General features: G+C 70.7%; 12 protein-coding genes. 4 read left to right on the top strand and 8 right to left on the bottom strand.

Annotated elements, in window-relative coordinates; translation table 11 throughout:
* The 5 genes from AB0G10_RS22720 to AB0G10_RS22740 form a co-directional block, all read right to left on the bottom strand.
* Window positions 1-1806, bottom strand: a complete 1806-nt coding sequence (locus AB0G10_RS22720) for a cellulose-binding protein (RefSeq protein ID WP_360924890.1) — start codon at window positions 1804-1806, stop codon at window positions 1-3.
* A 160-nt stretch (window positions 1807-1966) separates the two neighbouring features.
* The gene (locus AB0G10_RS22725) at window positions 1967-3571 is read right to left on the bottom strand and encodes a GMC oxidoreductase (RefSeq protein ID WP_360924893.1); all 1605 of its coding nucleotides are present in this window, start codon (window positions 3569-3571) and stop codon (window positions 1967-1969) included.
* On the bottom strand, window positions 3568-4719 hold the full coding sequence (locus AB0G10_RS22730; RefSeq protein WP_360924895.1) for a thiolase domain-containing protein: 1152 nt from the start codon (window positions 4717-4719) through the stop codon (window positions 3568-3570). Before AB0G10_RS22730 ends, AB0G10_RS22725 begins: the two co-directional genes overlap by 4 nt.
* The gene (locus AB0G10_RS22735) at window positions 4716-5711 is read right to left on the bottom strand and encodes a lipid-transfer protein (protein ID WP_360924898.1); all 996 of its coding nucleotides are present in this window, start codon (window positions 5709-5711) and stop codon (window positions 4716-4718) included. The genes AB0G10_RS22730 and AB0G10_RS22735 overlap by 4 nt, the downstream gene beginning before the upstream one ends.
* Complete coding sequence (locus AB0G10_RS22740) at window positions 5708-6664, bottom strand: OB-fold domain-containing protein (RefSeq protein WP_360924901.1); 957 nt, start codon at window positions 6662-6664, stop codon at window positions 5708-5710. Before AB0G10_RS22740 ends, AB0G10_RS22735 begins: the two co-directional genes overlap by 4 nt.
* 100 nt (window positions 6665-6764) lie before the next feature.
* Between AB0G10_RS22740 and AB0G10_RS22745 the strand changes: the two genes are divergently transcribed.
* On the top strand, window positions 6765-8294 hold the full coding sequence (locus AB0G10_RS22745) for an acyl-CoA synthetase (RefSeq protein WP_360924904.1): 1530 nt from the start codon (window positions 6765-6767) through the stop codon (window positions 8292-8294).
* On the opposite strand, the gene AB0G10_RS22750 is transcribed toward AB0G10_RS22745, so the two are convergent.
* Window positions 8291-9019 carry a methyltransferase domain-containing protein gene (locus tag AB0G10_RS22750; protein ID WP_360924907.1) on the bottom strand — a complete coding sequence of 243 codons (729 nt, stop codon included), beginning with the start codon at window positions 9017-9019 and terminating at the stop codon, window positions 8291-8293. The genes AB0G10_RS22745 and AB0G10_RS22750 overlap by 4 nt on opposite strands.
* A gap of 47 nt (window positions 9020-9066) precedes the next feature.
* The gene (locus tag AB0G10_RS22755) at window positions 9067-9834 is read right to left on the bottom strand and encodes a crotonase/enoyl-CoA hydratase family protein (RefSeq protein WP_360924909.1); all 768 of its coding nucleotides are present in this window, start codon (window positions 9832-9834) and stop codon (window positions 9067-9069) included.
* A 63-nt stretch (window positions 9835-9897) separates the two neighbouring features.
* On the opposite strand from AB0G10_RS22755, the gene AB0G10_RS22760 reads away from it, so the two are divergent.
* Window positions 9898-11439: an acyl-CoA synthetase gene (locus AB0G10_RS22760; protein WP_360924912.1), complete on the top strand. Its 1542-nt coding sequence runs from the start codon at window positions 9898-9900 to the stop codon at window positions 11437-11439.
* Window positions 11429-12514 carry a nitronate monooxygenase family protein gene (locus AB0G10_RS22765; protein ID WP_360924915.1) on the top strand — a complete coding sequence of 362 codons (1086 nt, stop codon included), beginning with the start codon at window positions 11429-11431 and terminating at the stop codon, window positions 12512-12514. Before AB0G10_RS22760 ends, AB0G10_RS22765 begins: the two co-directional genes overlap by 11 nt.
* 984 nt (window positions 12515-13498) lie before the next feature.
* On the opposite strand, the gene AB0G10_RS22770 is transcribed toward AB0G10_RS22765, so the two are convergent.
* The gene (locus tag AB0G10_RS22770; protein ID WP_360924918.1) at window positions 13499-15361 is read right to left on the bottom strand and encodes an ABC transporter ATP-binding protein; all 1863 of its coding nucleotides are present in this window, start codon (window positions 15359-15361) and stop codon (window positions 13499-13501) included.
* A gap of 518 nt (window positions 15362-15879) precedes the next feature.
* Here AB0G10_RS22770 and AB0G10_RS22775 point away from each other — a divergent pair.
* Complete coding sequence (locus AB0G10_RS22775; protein WP_360924921.1) at window positions 15880-16290, top strand: IS5 family transposase; 411 nt, start codon at window positions 15880-15882, stop codon at window positions 16288-16290.
* Window positions 16291-16549: the final 259 nt, after the last annotated feature.

Here is a 16549-nt window from a genome sequence, read left to right on the forward strand (position 1 = left end):
TTACAGCGTGACCCGGTTTCCGCCGATCGTCACGACCAGCGAGCCGTCCGCGGCGTACGACCAGGCGAGCGCCCCGGAGTACGCCGAGCACCGGGACCCGTTCGACCCGGACCAGAACTGGTTCGAGCCGTCCGCATTGCCGATGATCCGGTCGTTGGTCCCGCTGCCGCTGCGGCACGACGTGTTGTTCCGGAACACCGAGGTGCCGGCGTCGAAGTTGAAGTTCCGCTCGGCGTTGTCGACGCTCAGGTTGTTCGAGATGGTCATCGAGCCCGGGTTGCTGTTGTACGTGAACCCGTGCTTCCCGTTCTTGTAGGCGATGCTGCGCCGCACCAGGTGGTTGACACCGATGTCCTCGCCGCCGAGCTTGTACCCGTTCCGGTCGCCGTTGCCGGCCTGCGAGCCGTCCGTCAGGGTGCCGTTGTTGTAGGCGAGCGAGTCCTCGATCGTGACCACGCCGATCGGCCCGGTGTCGGTCTTCGTGTAGAGGTCCCAGCCGTCGTCGATGTTGTGGTGCGAGACGGCGTACCGGAAGACGTTGCCGGATCCGACGGTGAGCTTCGCGGCGAAGCCGTCCGCGTCCTCGCCGTCGGAGTCGGCGTTGTCGTGCGACTCGGCGCTGAGGATCAGGTTGTTCGCCGGCCACTGGCTGTTCGGGGTGTCCGACGCGATCCGGGACAGCTGGAGCCCGGTGTCCCGGTTGAAGCGCGTCACGGTGCGCTCCAGGACGTTGTTGCTGCCGCCCACGAAGATGCCGTTGTCGCCGGCCCGCTCGACGGTGACGCCGGCGACCCGCCAGTAGTCGCCGTTGACCGCGAGCCCCCGGTTGGCCGGGTCCTCGGCCTGCGCCGAGAAGTTGAGCACCGGCTTCTCGCCGGGGTACGCCGCGATCGTCTTGAGCGCGCCCGCGGAGCCGTTGTTGCCGGCCGGGATCGTGACTGTCGACGCGTGCGCGTACGTCCCGCCGCGCAGGTAGATCGTCCCGCCCGCGGCGATCCGCGGGATGGCCGCGACCAGCGTGGTCGGCGCCGCGACGGTTCCGGCCGCGCCGGCCGTGCCGTTCGGCGCGACGTAGAGGGCGTTGGCCGCCGGCGGGGGCGAGGAGGACGCGGACGGCGAGGGAGAGGTGGACGTGGAGGGCGAGGACGACGGCGACGAGGTGGGCGAGGACGACGGCGGCGTCGAACCGCCGGCGTCGTCCACCACGACGTCGTCGAAGCGGCCGGCCGCGTGCTCGGTCAGCAGCCCGATCCGGCCGGCCGCGATCGTGGCGTCCGAGGCCGAGCCGACCGCGACGCCGTTGACCGTGCCGCTGATCGTGGTCCCGCTGACGTTCAGGCGCAGCGTGTAGAACGTGCTCGCCGAGATCGTCTGGGACAGCGAGCCGAGCACCGTCACGGCGCTGCCGTTCATCGTCTCGAGGCGCACCTGATTCGAACCGGTCAGCGCGAGCCGGTACATCTTCGTCGACCCGGCGGCCCGCGCGGTCAGCGCCACCACGCCGGCGCTCGACGCGAACGAGGTGGCCTTCACCCGGGCCTGCACCGCGTAGTTCGTCCAGGCGGTCGAGCCGGCGAACTGCCGGGCCCGCTCGCTGCCGGTGTCGCTCTGCTGGAACACCCGCGAGCCGTCGCTGACGACCGACCAGGTGCCGCCCGACTTCGACCATCCGGAGGTGCTGCCCGACTCGAAGTCGGCGCTGAACACGGTCGCCGCCTCGGCGGTGCCGACCGCGGTGATCAGTCCGGCGGTGAGCACGGAGGCGAGACCGCCGGCCCAGAGCAGCCGTCGGGAGGGTGGTGTCATCATTTCTCCTGACCGAGAATGGACACCGCCGAGCCGGGGCGTGAAAAGGAAAGCCGCAGGTGGGGGAATTGCCCGGCGGTGCGAAGGGGACGACAGAAATCTGCCACCGCCGATATAAGTGCGTCAACGAATTCGATTTGCAGGTTTGTTGCAGAATTGGTCAGGCATGCGCGGCCAGGAACAGATCGAGGCATCGTTCGGCGTTGGCGGTGATGGTCAGAGCCGGGTTGGCGAGAGCGGCCGAGCCGGGCAGCAGCGCCCCGTCGACGCAGTACAGGTTCTCGTACCCATTGATCTTGCCGCCGAAGTCGGTGGCCTTTCCCATGACCAGGCCGCCGAGCGGGTGGTAGGTGTTGCGCGAGCCCAGGCCCATCCCGGTGTTCCGGTCGTAGGACGGCAGGCCGGTGAGCAGGCTGCCCCTGCTGCCCTCGGTGGCCCACCAGAGCCGGGTGGCGAGGTCGCGGCCGGCCTTGTCGGACGACGTCTCCATCTCGGCGTAGGGCCAGTGGACCCTGCCGGCGCCGGTCGCGCCGTCGTAGCGGATCTCGCCGCGCTCACTCGCGATGCTGGTGATCAGGTGCGCCGTCGTGTTCGGCAGCCAGGCCGGGATGGGCGCCGCCTCCCACGCCATCGAGGCCGGGGCGTAGGGGTTCGCGTCGTCGTGGAAACGGACGTTCCCGGGGCCGCCCTGCGCGCTGCCGACCGGCTTGCGCAGATTGAGCCGGGCCACCAGGAAGTCGCCGTTGTTGCCCCAGCCCTTGCCGACCTCGGTGCTGGTGAGCCGGGGCAGGCCGCCGCGCGCCCGCGAGGCGAGCAGCAGCGACGTGGTGTTCAGCGAGCCCGCGGCGAGGAAGAGGTAGTCGCCGGTGAACGTCTTGGAGGCGAGCACCGAGCCGGTCTCGTCGATCTGGCGGGCGGCGACCTCGAACCGATCGGAACCGGACACCTCGCGGATTTCGGAGACCTCGTGCAACGGCAGCACCGTCACCCTGCCGGTCTCCTCCGCCCACTTCAGATAGTTCTTGTCGACGCTGTTCTTCGCGCCCGAGTTGCTCCCGAACGGGCCCTCGCCGACGGTGTGGCACTTGACCGCGGTCCCGGCCAGCTCGGCGCGGATGACGTTCCAGTCCACGCCGAACGGCACCGGCACCGCGGGACGGCCGAATTCGGACAGGTACTGCAGCCAGCTCCTCGCTCCCACGTACTCTGCCCGCTCTTGGACGTCGGCGGGGATGGCCGCGGCGCCCAGACTTCGGCGGGCGCGCGGCCAATAGATCGAGTCGAAATCCGTGTACGGCAGCGCGGCCGGGTAGACACGCTCCCAGTCGGTGCGCCGCGGCTGGGGCAGGAACATGCCGATGACCAGGGAACCGCCGCCCACGCCGGCGCCGCACATCACCTGGATGCCATCGCCCGCGTGCTTCTGGATGAGGCCGGCCCGTTTCTCGATGACCTTGCCGGTGTCCAGGCCGAGCGGGGGCCGGTCGCCGAACCACGCGCAGCGCCAGTCCGGGTTGCCGATCGTGCAGAACGTGGTGCCCGACGCGTCCACGGTCCACCGCCGGCCGCGTTCGAGAACGGTCACGATCATGCCGGCCTGGGCGAGGCGGTACGCCGCCACGGCGCCACCGAAGCCACTCCCGACGATCACCGCGGTCTTCCCCTGGAGGGCCGGGAGGGCGGGCAGCGTCCCGGCGGCGGCGAGCGCGCCGATCCGCAGAACCGCGCGCCGGCTGATCCTCATGGCCGCCTCCGGACTCCTCATGGCCGCCTCCCGACCACCCACATGGAGAAGAACTGGGATCCGCCCCCGTACGCGTGGCCGAGCGCCGTGGCGGCGCCCTCCACCTGGTGCTCGCCGGCCCGGCCCATCACCTGCATGGCCGCCTCGGCGAAGCGGAGCAGGCCGGACGCGCCGATCGGATTGGAGCAGAGCACGCCGCCGGACGGGTTGACGGGCAGCCGGCCGCCGATCCCGGTCTCGCCGGACTCGGTGAGCTTCCAGCCCCGGCCTGGCCCGGCGAAGCCCAGGTTCTCCAGCCACATCGGCTCGAACCAGGAGAACGGCACGTAGATCTCGGCGACGTCCACCTCGTTCAGCGGGTCGGTGATGCCGGCGGCCTCCCACAGCGCCCGGGCCGCCTCGGCGCCGGCCCGCGGGTTCACGTGGTCCTTGCCGGAATAGAAGGTCGGCTCGGTGCGCATGGCGGTCGCCCTGATCCAGGCGACCTGCCGGTCGCTGCGGTCCGCCGCCTCCTGATCGCCGATCACCAGGGCGCAGGCGCCGTCCGAGGACGGGCAGGTCTCGTCGTACCGGATCGGATCCCAGAGCATCGGCGACCGGCGCACCGACTCGAGGGAGATGTCCGGCTGCCGCAGATGCGCGTAGGGGTTCAGCGCGCCGTTGCGCCGATCCTTCACGGCCACCATGGCGCCGACGTGCTCGGGCGCGTCGAACCGGCGGATGTACGACCTGATGTGCGGCGCGAAGTAGCCGCCCGCGCCCGCCCCGATCGGCGCCGTGAACGGCGGCTGGATCGAGAGCGCCCACATGGCGTTCGACTCGGACTGCTTCTCGAACGCGACGGCGAGCACGCGCCGGTGCACGCCGGCCCGGATCAGGCTGGTCGCCACGAGCGCCGTGGCGCCGCCGACCGAGCCGGCCGTGTGCACCCGGAGCAGGGGCTTGCCGGCCGCGCCGATCGCGTCGGCGAGGAAGAGCTCGGGCATCATGACGCCCTCGAAGAGGTCCGGCGCCTTGCCGAGCACGACCGCGTCGATCTGGTCCCAGGTGGTGCCGGAATCGGTCAGCGCGCGGTCGATGGCCTCCCGGCAGAGACCCGCCATCGAGACGTCGGTGCGGCGGGTGCGGTGGTGCGTCTGACCGGTTCCGAGCACGGCGGCGCGTCTCATGGCGTCGCCCCCATCGTGCAGACGAGATTCTGTTGCAGGGCGGGCCCGCTCGTCGCGTGCGCGGCGGCCCGGTCCGCTCGGCCGGACATGATCTCCTCCGCCGCCGCGCCGATCCGGGACAGGCCGGCCGAGAACATGGCGTCGCCGTCCGGCCGGACGACGCGGACGTTCTCGGAGATGCCGAGAGCCGCCCGCAGGAGCAGTTCCTGATGCGTGAACGGGGCGTGCAGCGCCGCGACGTCCACGCGCGCGTCGAGGCCGGCGTCCCGAGCAGCGGCGGAGGCCGACGGGACGGCGGTCAGGTCCCGCTCGCCGAGGCCCTGCGGATCGACGCGATGGGCGATGCCGCTGATCCAGGCGGGGCGGCTCCGGCTGCGTCGCGCCCGCTCGCCTGCGGCGAGCACGACGGCTGCGGCGCCGTCCTTCACCCGCGCCACGTCGTGGGCACGCAGAGGATCAGACAGGTACGGGTGACCGAGCAGCTCTTCCGGATCCGCCCCCGAGTCACGGGCCGCCACGACCGCCATGTCGCGTTCGGTGAAGAGGCCGGCCTCCAGCGCGAGCCGGGCCTGGAGAGCCGCCACACTGATCGCATCCGGCCACAGCGGCGCGACGGTGTAGGGGTCGAGCTGCAGGGCGAGCACCCGGTGCAGCTCGCCCGCCGTCGACTTGCCGAACCCGTAGACCAGCGCCGTCTCCGCCTCCCCGGTCAGAATCTTGAGGTAGGCCTCGTAGAACGCCCAGGCCGCGTCCATCTCGACGTGCGACTCGGCGATCGGCGGGACGGCCCCGATGGCGTCGACCGCGTTCACGAACGAGAACGCCCGGCCGGCCAGGTAGTCCGACGACCCCGAGCACCAGAAGCCGATCTCGCGGCGGCCCAGCCCGGCCTGCGCGAGGACGTCCTCGAAGACCGGGACGAGGGTCTCCACCCCGCTCGTGGTGATCGAGTGGTCCGACGCGGCGAACCCGATGATCGCTACGTCGCTCACAGGTGCTCCGCGTAGGTCTCGTAGGCGGCGTCCGCCTCGCCGGTGGGCTCGAAGTGCGCGATGTTCTCCGGGGTGAACGACCAGTCGATCCGGTCGCGCCAGACGGCGGCGACGCGCATGCCCATCCGTACGCCGGAGGTGTCGCCGCCGGTCAGGATCAGATGGGGGATCGGGATGTCCGCGCCGTCCAGCAGGACCTGGGCGACGACGTACGGCGGGTCGAGCCGCTGCCCGGCGAACGGCACGTTGACCACGCAGAACGTCGTGACCGTGCCCCGGTCGGCGACCTCGACGACCGCACCGGGGGCGACGCCGTCGGCCGGGCAGACCCGCGGTGGCACGTAGACCTTGCGGCAGGCCGGGCAGCGCTGCCCGACGATCCGCCCCTGGGCGAGCGCCCGCAGATAGCCGTCCTCCTCCGGCGAGGTGGTGTGCCGGTAACGCAGCCGGATCGGCGTCGTCATGATCTCCACCGGTTCCCTGTCGGGGACCGGCCCGTCCAGGGCCCCGGCCGCCGCGCCCGGTCCGGCCTGGTCGCCGGGCCCGGCCGGCTCGAAGCACGCGATGTCGCCGATGTGTCCTCGTCGTGGGTCGGCCCATTTCACTCGTACCCGAAGGCCTGTCCGGATTTGCTCAGGGGACCCGGCGTCCACGGCGTGCAGCAGAGCGGTGTCGGCGCCGTCGAGCCGGATCAGCGCCCAGGCGAAGGGGCGGCTCAGCGGCTGGCCCTCGAGCGGGTGCGCGACCCAGGTCCAGGTGACGACCGTGCCGGTGGGGGAGACCTCGACGAGATCGCCGATCGGCTCGTGGGTGCGGCTGTCGAACTCCAGCGGCGGCACGTGGACGCGCCCGTCGGACGTCCGTGCGCCGAGCACGCGCCCGTCCCGCAGCCCCGCCATGAACCGGCCCAGCACCGGGCCGAGCGAGCGCGTGTAATCGAAGGCTATCGTCATCGGTGCTTCCACCGACTGAGTGAAACACGTTCCAGTATTTTGCGGCAAGCATGGCTGGAGGCGCTTCCAGTCGTGTGAAACGGGTTATAGAGTCGCGGGCATGACGGGCATCGGGCTGTGGACCATCGCACGCGAGTCGCCCGGCCTTCCGGCCGTCGTCGAGCCGGGCGGGCGGACGCTCACCTACGGCGAGCTGGCCGCCGAGGCCGACCGGATCGGCCGCGGGCTGCGCGCCGCCGGGCTGGCCGCCGGCGACACCGTCGCGCTGCTGCTGCCGAACGGCGCCGACATCCTGGTCAACTACTTCGCGGCGATGCAGATCGGCCTGCACGTGGTGCCGCTGAACTGGCATCTCACCGCGCCGGAGCTCGGCTACATCCTGCGCGACAGCGGGGCCCGGGCGTTCGTGGCCTCGGATCGCTTCGCGGACGCGGCGGCCGAGGCCTCCGCATTCCTGCCGGCCTCGGCCCGCTTCGCGGTCGGTGACATCCCGGGCTTCCTGCCGCTGGAGGAGTTGGGCGCCGAGGGGTCGGGGCGGCCCGAGCCGCGGACGTCGGGCGCGCTCATGGTCTACACCTCGGGGACGTCCGGCCGTCCGAAAGGGGTCAGGCGGCCACTGCTCGGCCTCGATCCGGACGACGTGCCGCCGGTGTCGCTCTGGTTCTTCGGGCTGTTCGGGCTGCGGCCGTTCGAGGGGCATGTGCATCTGTGCTGCTCACCGCTCTATCACACGGCGGTCATGAACTTCGCCGTCATATCAGTCCAATTCGGCCACCAGGTCGTCGTGATGGACCACTGGGACGCGGCCGATTTCCTGTCGCTGGTGTCGCAGTATCGGGTCACGCACAGCCACATGGTGCCGACGCAGTTCCGAAGACTGCTGGATTTCTCGGATTTTTCGGATACCTCCTCCATGCGCGCGATGATCCACGGCGCGGCGCCGTGCCCACAGCCGGTGAAGCGGGCGATGCTCGACTGGTGGGGTCCCGTGGTGATCGAGTACTACGCGGCCTCCGAGGGCGGCGGCACCCTGATCACCGCGCAGGAGTGGCTGGCCCGCCCCGGCTCGGTCGGCAGGGCGTGGCCCGGCTCGCGGGTGCGGGTCCTCGACGACGACGGCAAGGACGCGCCACCGCTGACGCCGGGCCGGGTCTACCTGCAGATGGGCGACGCCACGTTCGAGTACCACGGTGACGCCGAGAAGACCCGGGCGTCGTGGCGGGACCACATGTTCACCGTGGGCGACATCGGTTACCTGGACGAGGACGGCTACCTCTACCTCTGCGACCGGGCCAGTGACGTCATCATCACCGGCGGCGTGAACGTCTACCCCGCCGAGATCGAGAACGAGCTGTCCCTGCACCCGTCGGTCGCGGACGTGGCGGTCTTCGGCATCCCGCACGACGACTGGGGCGAGGAGATCAAGGCGGTGGTCCAGCCGGCGCCGGGCGTGACACCGGACGCCGCCCTCACCGCCGGCCTGCTCGGCTTCCTGGCCGGCCGGCTGGCGAAGTTCAAGCTGCCCCGGACCGTCGACTACGTGGACGAGCTACCCCGCGACCCCAACGGCAAGCTCTACAAGCGCCACCTCCGCGACCCCTACTGGCAGGGCCGCAGCCGGGCCATCTAGCTCTTGGTGGCGCTGATCAGCGTGAAACCGAGCAACTCGCCGCCGTCCTTCTCCAGCATCGTCACTACGGGGTCGGACCCGACCGCCCTGCTCCACAGCAGCCAGTCCCGCCAGCCCTGCTCCTGGAGGCGCGCCGCCGTCACGGTCACCAGCTCGGTGATCTCCCACTGGAAGCGCCACCACTCCGGCGTGTGCCACGCGATCGCCTCCCAGCCGACGACCTCCCTGATGTGCGGCGGGACGGCGCCGAGCGCGCGGATCTCCTGCGTCATGCCGGGCGTCGCCATCCCGAGCTGCCCGCCCGGGCGCAGGAACCGGACGAGGTAGGGCAGGTAGCCGTCGGCCGTCCCGAAGTACTCGAACGCGTCGATGCTCACGATCGCGTCGAAGGCCTCCTCCTCGAACGGCAGCTGGTGCGCCTCGGCCCGCACGGCCGTCACCCGGTCGGCCACGCCCGCCTCCCGGAAGACCGCCGACGCCTCCTCGGCGCCGATCCACCAGTCCGCCGCCACCACCTCGACGCCGAACTCGCGGGCCAGGAAGACCGAGGTCGCGCCCTTGCCGGAGCCGAGGTCGAGGACCCGCATGCCGGGCCGTAGATCGAGGTCGGCGGCGAGGTCCTCGAGCAGCCAGAGCGGGTTCGGCCCCATGTCGAGGCCGATCAGCCAGGCCGGGTCGTAGGCCGAGGAGCGGGGATAGCGGTCCGGGCGCACGAGATCGTCCACGGGCCGATCCTTCCAGCGCTCGCAATCGATTTATCGCCCCCTTCCATTCATCGTCCCCGGAAATCCGGCCTGCGCTTCTCGATGAACGCCCTCGGCCCCTCCTTCGCGTCCTCGCTCGCGAAGACCTGCATGCCGATCTTCGACTCGATTGCGAACGCCTCGTCCTCCGGCATTCCCTCGGTCTCCCGGATGGTGCGCAGGATCGCCTGCACGGCGAGCGGGCCGTTCGCCGCCACCTGCCCGGCGATCTCGAGGGCCCGGTCGAGAGCGGTGCCGTCCGGGACGACGTGCCCGATCAGGCCGGCGGCGAGGGCTTCGGCAGCGGTCAGATGCCTGCCGGTGACCAGAAGGTCAACAGCCCATGTGTACGGCAGTTGGCGCGGTAACCGCACCGCCGAGCCGCCCAGCGGGAACAGTCCCCACCGCGCCTCCGAGACACCGAACCGGGCGCCCTCCCCGGCCACCCGGATGTCGGTCGCCTGCAGGATCTCGGTGCCGCCGGCGACGGCCGGCCCCTCGACGGCCGCGATCAGAGGCTTCGTGATGCGGCGCCCCTTCAGCAGCGCGTCGATCCGGGACAGGTCCCCGTCGCGCAGGTCGGGCGGCGACGCGGTCATCGCCTTCAGATCCGCGCCGGCGCAGAACGCCCCGCCCGCCCCGGTCAGGATCGCCACCCGGATCGCGGGGTCGGCGTCGACGCGGTCCCACGCCTCCCGCATCACAGCCATCATCTCGGCGGAGAGCGCGTTGCGCACCTCCGGCCGGTTCATCGTGACGATCAGTATCGGTCCGCGCTGCTCGACAAGGGCGTCCACGTCGCATCTCCTACCCGGCAACTGAGGCTTGCCCGGAACGATAACAGGTTCTACTTTCTGATGATGGCGGCCAATATAGCGGACCTGTTCGAGCATGCGGTCGACGCCTATCCCGACCGTGTCGCGGTGGCCTGCGGCGAGCGTGAGACGACCTACGCCGAGCTGGAGGAGACCGCCAACCGTCTGGCCCATTTCCTGCAGAAGCGAGGAGTGGGCAAGGGCGCCCACGTCGGTCTTTACGCGGGCAACTCGATCGAGGCCGTGGTGGCCATGATCGCCGTGTACAAGCTCCGTGCCGTGGTCGTCAACGTCAACTATCGATACGTCGAGAACGAGTTGCAGTATCTCTTCGCGGACGCCGAGCTGACCGCGCTCATCCACGACCCGATCTACGCCGACCGGGTCGCCAAGGTGGACGCGCCACCGGTCATCGTCCAACTGGGGGTCACCGACTTCTCGGACGAGGACCCGAAGCGGGACTTCGAGGAGCGCTCCGGCGACGACGTCTACCTGCTCTACACCGGCGGGACCACCGGATATCCGAAGGGCGTGATCTGGCGGCACGAGGACGTCTGGCGGGTGCTCGGCGGCGGCATCGACTTCCTGTCCGGGGTGCCGCTCGCCGACGAGTGGGAGCAGAGCAAGCGGGAGACGCCGCCGATGACCCGGCTCTGCCTGGCCCCGCTGATCCACGGCAACGCGCAGTGGGCCGCGCTCGCCGCGCTCTTCTCCGGCGACACCGTCGTGGTCATGCCGCACTTCGACCCGGAGGAGACCTGGCGCACCATCGAGCGCCGAAAGGTCAACGTGCTCGTGCTGATCGGCGACGCGATGGCCCGGCCGATCATCGAGACCTATCTGGCCGGGCGCTACGACGGCTCCTCGCTGGTGTCGATCTCGTCGAGCGCCGCGCTCTTCTCACCGTCGGTGAAGCGGCAGTACCTGGAGGCCCTGCCGAACGCCATGGTCACCGACGCGATCGGCTCGTCGGAGACCGGGTTCGCCGGGATCGGCATCGTCGCCGACGTCGAGGGCGGCGCCGTCGACGGCCCGCGGGTCATGCCCGGCCCGGACACCATCGTGATCGACGAGTACGACCGCCCGGCCCCGGCCGGCGTGGTCGGCAGGCTCGCGCGCGGCGGGCACGTCCCGCTCGGCTACTTCAAGGACCCCGCCAAGACGAAGACGCTGCTCACCGAGGTCGACGGCAGGCGCTACGCGATCCCCGGCGACTTCGCACGCCTCGAGGAGGACGGCACCATCACCCTGCTCGGACGCGGCAACACCTGCGTGAACACCGGCGGCGAGAAGGTCTTCCCGGAAGAGGTGGAGGGTGCTCTCAAGGCTCATCCGGGCGTCTTCGACGCCCTCGTCATAGGGGCCGCGGACGATCGGCTCGGCCAGCGGGTGGTCGCTCTCGTCCAACCCCGATCCGGCGTACGGGTGGAGCTCGACGAATTGGAGAGTCACGTCAGACGGCGGCTCGCCGGCTACAAGGTGCCGCGTGACGTGTGGCTCGTCGACGGCATCCGCCGGACGATCAGCGGCAAGGCGGACTACCGGTGGGCCCATTCTCTCGTTCGGGAGCGTCTCGGTGAGGACTGATCTGTGTGAGCTTCTCGGCATCGAGGTGCCGATCGTCGGTTTCAGCCCGTCCGAGCAGGTCGTCGCGGCCATCAGCAGGGCCGGCGGACTGGGCGTGCTGGGCTGCGTGCGCTTCAACGAGGCGGACGAGCTCGACCGCGTCCTCACCTGGCTCGACGACGCGGTGGGCGACCGGCCGTACGGGGTGGACGTCGTCATGCCGGGCCGCGTCCCGGCCGAGGGCACCCCGTCCGATCTGGGCGCGCTCATCCCCGAGGGCCATCGCGACTTCGTCGAACGGACCCTGCTGCGGCTCGGGGTGCCACCGCTCGACTCGAACCGTCCCGGTGTCCTCGGCTGGCTGCACTCCGTCGCCCGTACCCATGTGGAAGTCGCCCTGACCCATCGACCCGGCCTCATCGCGAACGCGCTCGGCCCGCCCCCACCCGACGTGATCGCCCAGGCCCACGACTCCGGCCTGCTCGTCGCGGCGCTGGCCGGACGCGCCGACCACGCCCGCAGCCACATCGCCGCCGGCGTCGACATCGTGGTGGCGCAGGGCTACGAGGCGGGCGGCCACACCGGCGAGATCGGCAGCATGGTCCTCATCCCGGAGATCGTCGACGCGGCCGGCCCCGGCGTCCCGGTCCTCGCGGCCGGCGGCATCGGCAGCGGCCGCCAGATGGCCGCCGCCCTGGCCCTCGGCGCCCGCGGCGTGTGGATGGGCTCGGTCTGGCTCGGCACCGCCGAATACCGCAGCACCCCGGCCCTGCGCGACGCTCTCCTCCAGGCCTCGTCGAGCGACACCGTGCGCACCCGGATCTACACGGGCAAGCCCGCCCGCCTGCTGCGCAACCGCTGGACCCGGGCCTGGGAGGACGAGGCAGCGCCCGCGCCTTTGCCGATGCCGCTGCAGAACCTGCTGGTCTCGCCGGCCCACGACCGCCTGATGGAGTCCGGCGACCCGACAGTAGTCCCGATGCCGGTGGGCCAGATAGTGGGCCGGATGAACGAGGTCCGCCCGGTGGCCGACGTCATGTCCGACCTGGTGACGGAGGCAGACGAGTCCCTTTCCCGAGTGTCGAAGCTGATCTGATCCGTTTTTCATGGCGGTGGCCCTCGGAGCCCGGTCGTGGCCCTCGTAGCCCGAACCGGTGAAACCTCTCAATTGCCCGTATCCCGGCTGATCCCCGGTCAAGCCCTTCCCAGCAGCGGATTCCCTCTCCCACCCTCGTCTTCCAGGCCCCAGATCAACCGCGATGTCCCGAATGCCCCGCACATGCAGTCCGCCGATTCCACCCCCGATTCGTCGATATTCAAATCTCGCGTACACGCCGAGCGCTGCCCCGCCCGCGTGCCACGCATTGGAAGTGGGCGGTGACCGCTGTCGGTGCGGCCACCGCCCACTTCTCCCTTGGGGCCGCTCGTTCGCCGTCGGGCCGCGATCTGCTGAACTCCGGCCGCCCACATCTCCCACGGCTTCGCGCTCGGGAGTCCCCGGCTGCCCGCTTCCCCTCAGGTCGCCCGCTTCAAGCTCAGGCCGCCCACTTCCCGCGAGCCACCCCTTTCCCCTGTCGCCGGCGCTCTGCCTCCTCCGCCCGTGGCGCGCTGCCACCATCTGCCGGGTCACGCCGCTTCCCAGGCTGGGCCCTGCAACACCGAGCCGTAGCGACACTTTCGCCGCCCACGCCTCCATGTCGTAGTACGACCATCCGACGGACCAGGTCCGTAGCGCTAGATCCGCCCTCAACTCGCCGGCCTGCTCACGCTCCGACAGCCCGGCGCAGGCTTTGGCCGGTCCTGATCGCCGGCCCGCCCCACTGACCGGCCCGCCTTACTGACCGGCCCGCCCCACTCACCGGCCCGCCCAGCAGAACCGCCGCGCCCAGCAGAACCGCCCCGCCACCACCCGCCGCATCGCGCACCGACTCCGTGCGAGCCGTTGCCGAAGCGCAAGGGACCGCCGGTGCCGGCGCCGGCGTGCGCCGGCGGAAGGTGGCCGCAGGTGTGGTGCGCCACGGGACGGCCGGCGCTGCGGTCGGCGACGGCCGCTATCCCCGTACAAATGAAGAAGTCGCCCTCAAACCGAAGCGAACTGTGTCCGATGCAGCTCCTCATAACGCCCACCGGCCGCCAGCAATTCGGTATGCGTGCCCCGCTCCACCACCCGCCCCTCTTCGATGACCAGAATCTGATCGGCGGCCCGGACCGTCGACAGCCGATGAGCGATCACCACGGCGGTGCGTCCGTCGAGCGCCTCGCCCAGTGCCTCCTGCACGGCCAGCTCCGATGTGGAGTCGAGATGGGCGGTGGCCTCGTCGAGGACCACGACCCGCGGCTTGGCCAGCAGCAGCCGGGCGATGGTCAGACGCTGACGTTCGCCGCCGGAGAGGCGATAGCCGCGCTCACCGATGACCGTGTCCAATCCGTCGGGCAGGGAACGCACCAGATCGGCGATGCGGGCTCGCCGGAGCGCGTCCCACAATTCGTCCTCGGAGGCCTCGGGGCGCGCCAGCAACAGATTGGCGCGCACCGATTCGTGGAACAGGTGGCCGTCCTGGGTGACCATGCCGAGCGTCTGGCGCAGCGACGACGCCGTCACGTCGCGGACGTCGACGCCGGCGAGGCGGACCGCGCCCGCACCGGCGTCGTAGAGGCGCGGCAGCAGCGATGCCATCGTGGACTTGCCGGCGCCGGACGAGCCGACCAGCGCGACCATCTGTCCCGGTTCGGCGCGGAACGACACTTCGTGCAGCACCTCGACGCCGCCCCGGCTGTCGAGCGTCGCGACCTCTTCGAGCGAGGCGAGCGAGACCTTGTCGGCGGACGGATACGCGAACCGCACCGCGTCGAACTCGACCGACACCGGGCCGTCCGGAATCGGTCGCGCGTCGGGCTTCTCCTCGATCAGCGGCTTGAGGTCGAGCACCTCGAACACCCGCTCGAAGCTGACGAGCGCGCTCATCACCTCGACGCGCGCGCTGGCGAGTGAGGTGAGTGGCGCGTAGAGCCTGGTCAGCAGGATGGCGAGGGCCACCACGGCGCCCGGCTCGAGCGAGCCGCGCAGGGCGTAGTATCCGCCCAAGCCATAGACCAGCGCCACTGCCACACCGGACACGGAGACCAGCGCGGTCAGGAACACCCACTGGGCCATGGCGGTCTTCACGCCGATCTCCTTGACCCGCCGCGCCCGCGCCGCGAACTCCGCCGACTCGGCGCCGGGCCGCCCGTAGAGCTTCACCAGCGTCGCGCCGGGCGCCGAGAACCGCTCGGTCATCTGCGTGTTCATGGCGGCGTTGTGGTCGGCGGCCTCGCGTTCGAGCTTGGCCAGCCGCCGGCCCATCCGCCGCGCCGGCAGCACGAACACCGGCAGGAGCAGCAGCGACAGCACCGTGATCTGCCAGCTGATTCCGATCATCACGATCAGCGTGAGAACGAGCCCGACCAGGTTGCCGACGACGCCGGACAGCGTGTCGCTGAACGCCCGCTGCGCTCCGATCACATCGTTGTTGAGCCTGCTCACCAGCGCACCCGTGCGCGTTCGCGTGAAGAACGCGACCGGCATCTTCTGCACATGGTCGAACACCGCGGTCCGCAGGTCGAGGATCAGCCCCTCACCGATACTGGCCGAAAACCATCGCTGCACCAGCCCCAGCCCCGACTCCAGCAGCGCGATCACCCCGATCGCGACGGCCAGCAGAATCACGAGATCGACGTCCTTCCCGTCGACGATCGCGTCCACCACCCGCCCCGCCAGCACCGGCACGGCGACGGCCAGCACCGCCGTCACCACGCTCACCACCAGGAATCCCGCCAGCGCCCGCCGATGCGGCCGCGCGAACCCCGCGATCCGCCGCAGCGTAGCCATCGAAAACGGTCTTCTGTCATCCTGCTGATTCATGGCGTGGTACATCGAGTTCCACGCCGCCATCTCCATACTCATGGCCGACCACCCCCGGCCTCCGAACTTGCCACTTGACCCAAGGTTCAGGTCAACCCCTTTTTTTCGTACGGTGGATGACGCCCGTCCCCAACCGCATCAACGCCCCTCCCGTGGCGCACCACACCTGCGGCCACCTCCGCCCGGCGCGACCCGCCGCCGGCCCCGGCGTGCCCCCGCCCTCCACCGGGGTCGTCCCCAGGCTGGACAGGCCCCCGGCCAGCGACCGTCATCCACAAGCACACCGGCACAGCAACGTTCGGCTCCAGTGGGCGCCACCTGATCGACGTGGTCGAGGACATCACGCCCGCCCGGCTGCAGCCCATGGCTGTTTCACGGCCGGATCCGAGCCATGAGCGACAGCCAACTCCGGTCGGCTGTCGCTCATGGCTGCGTGGGAGCGCTTCCGGCAGCCATGAGCAACAGCCGGACATGGTGAGAACCGAACAACGCGCATCGGCCGCACCCGCGCTACGTGCCTAGGCAGCGTCTCTCGGATCACGGTGGCTCGTTGATGAACGGTGCCGGTTCGTCGATGGATCTCTGATGACATGTGGGCTCGGATAGAGCCGTATCTGCCGGACCGGTCGCCGCAACGCGGCGGCCGGTGGGCCGATCACCGAGAGGTGATCGAGGCGATCGCGTGGAAGTACCGCACCGGCTCACCCTGGCGGGACCTGCCCGACGAACTCGGCTCGTGGAAAGGCGCCTACTCCCGGTTTCGCCGCTGGACGCTCGACGGCACCTGGCAGCATCTGCTGACCGCGGTCCAGGCTGACGCCGACGCCGCCGGAGAACTGGACTGGCTGGTCACCGCGGTCGACTCGACCGTGGTGCGGGCTCATCAGCACGCTGCCGGGCTCCGGCCGGGAAAAGACCACGACGCCACGAACCAGCCGACCACAGCCTCGGCCGGTCCCGTGGCGGCCTGAGCACCAAGGTGCACTTGGCCGCAGACTCCTGCTGCCGGCCGATGAGCTTGCTGGTCACCGCCGGCCAAGCCGGCGACGCACCACAGTTCACCGCGGTCATGGACGCCATTGCGGTGCCTCGCCGGGGACCAGGACGCGCCCGGCAACGCCCGCACCGTGTGCTTGCCGACAAGACATCCCACGCGTTTTAGCGTCAAGCTGCGGTAGGCATTTGGTGCGGCTGAGGTGCGGCAAATGCGGTTTCTTCCTGGTAGGGCTG

It is taken from the genome of Actinoplanes sp. NPDC023714, from assembly GCF_040639855.1.
Classification (GTDB): Bacteria; Actinomycetota; Actinomycetes; order Mycobacteriales; family Micromonosporaceae; genus Actinoplanes.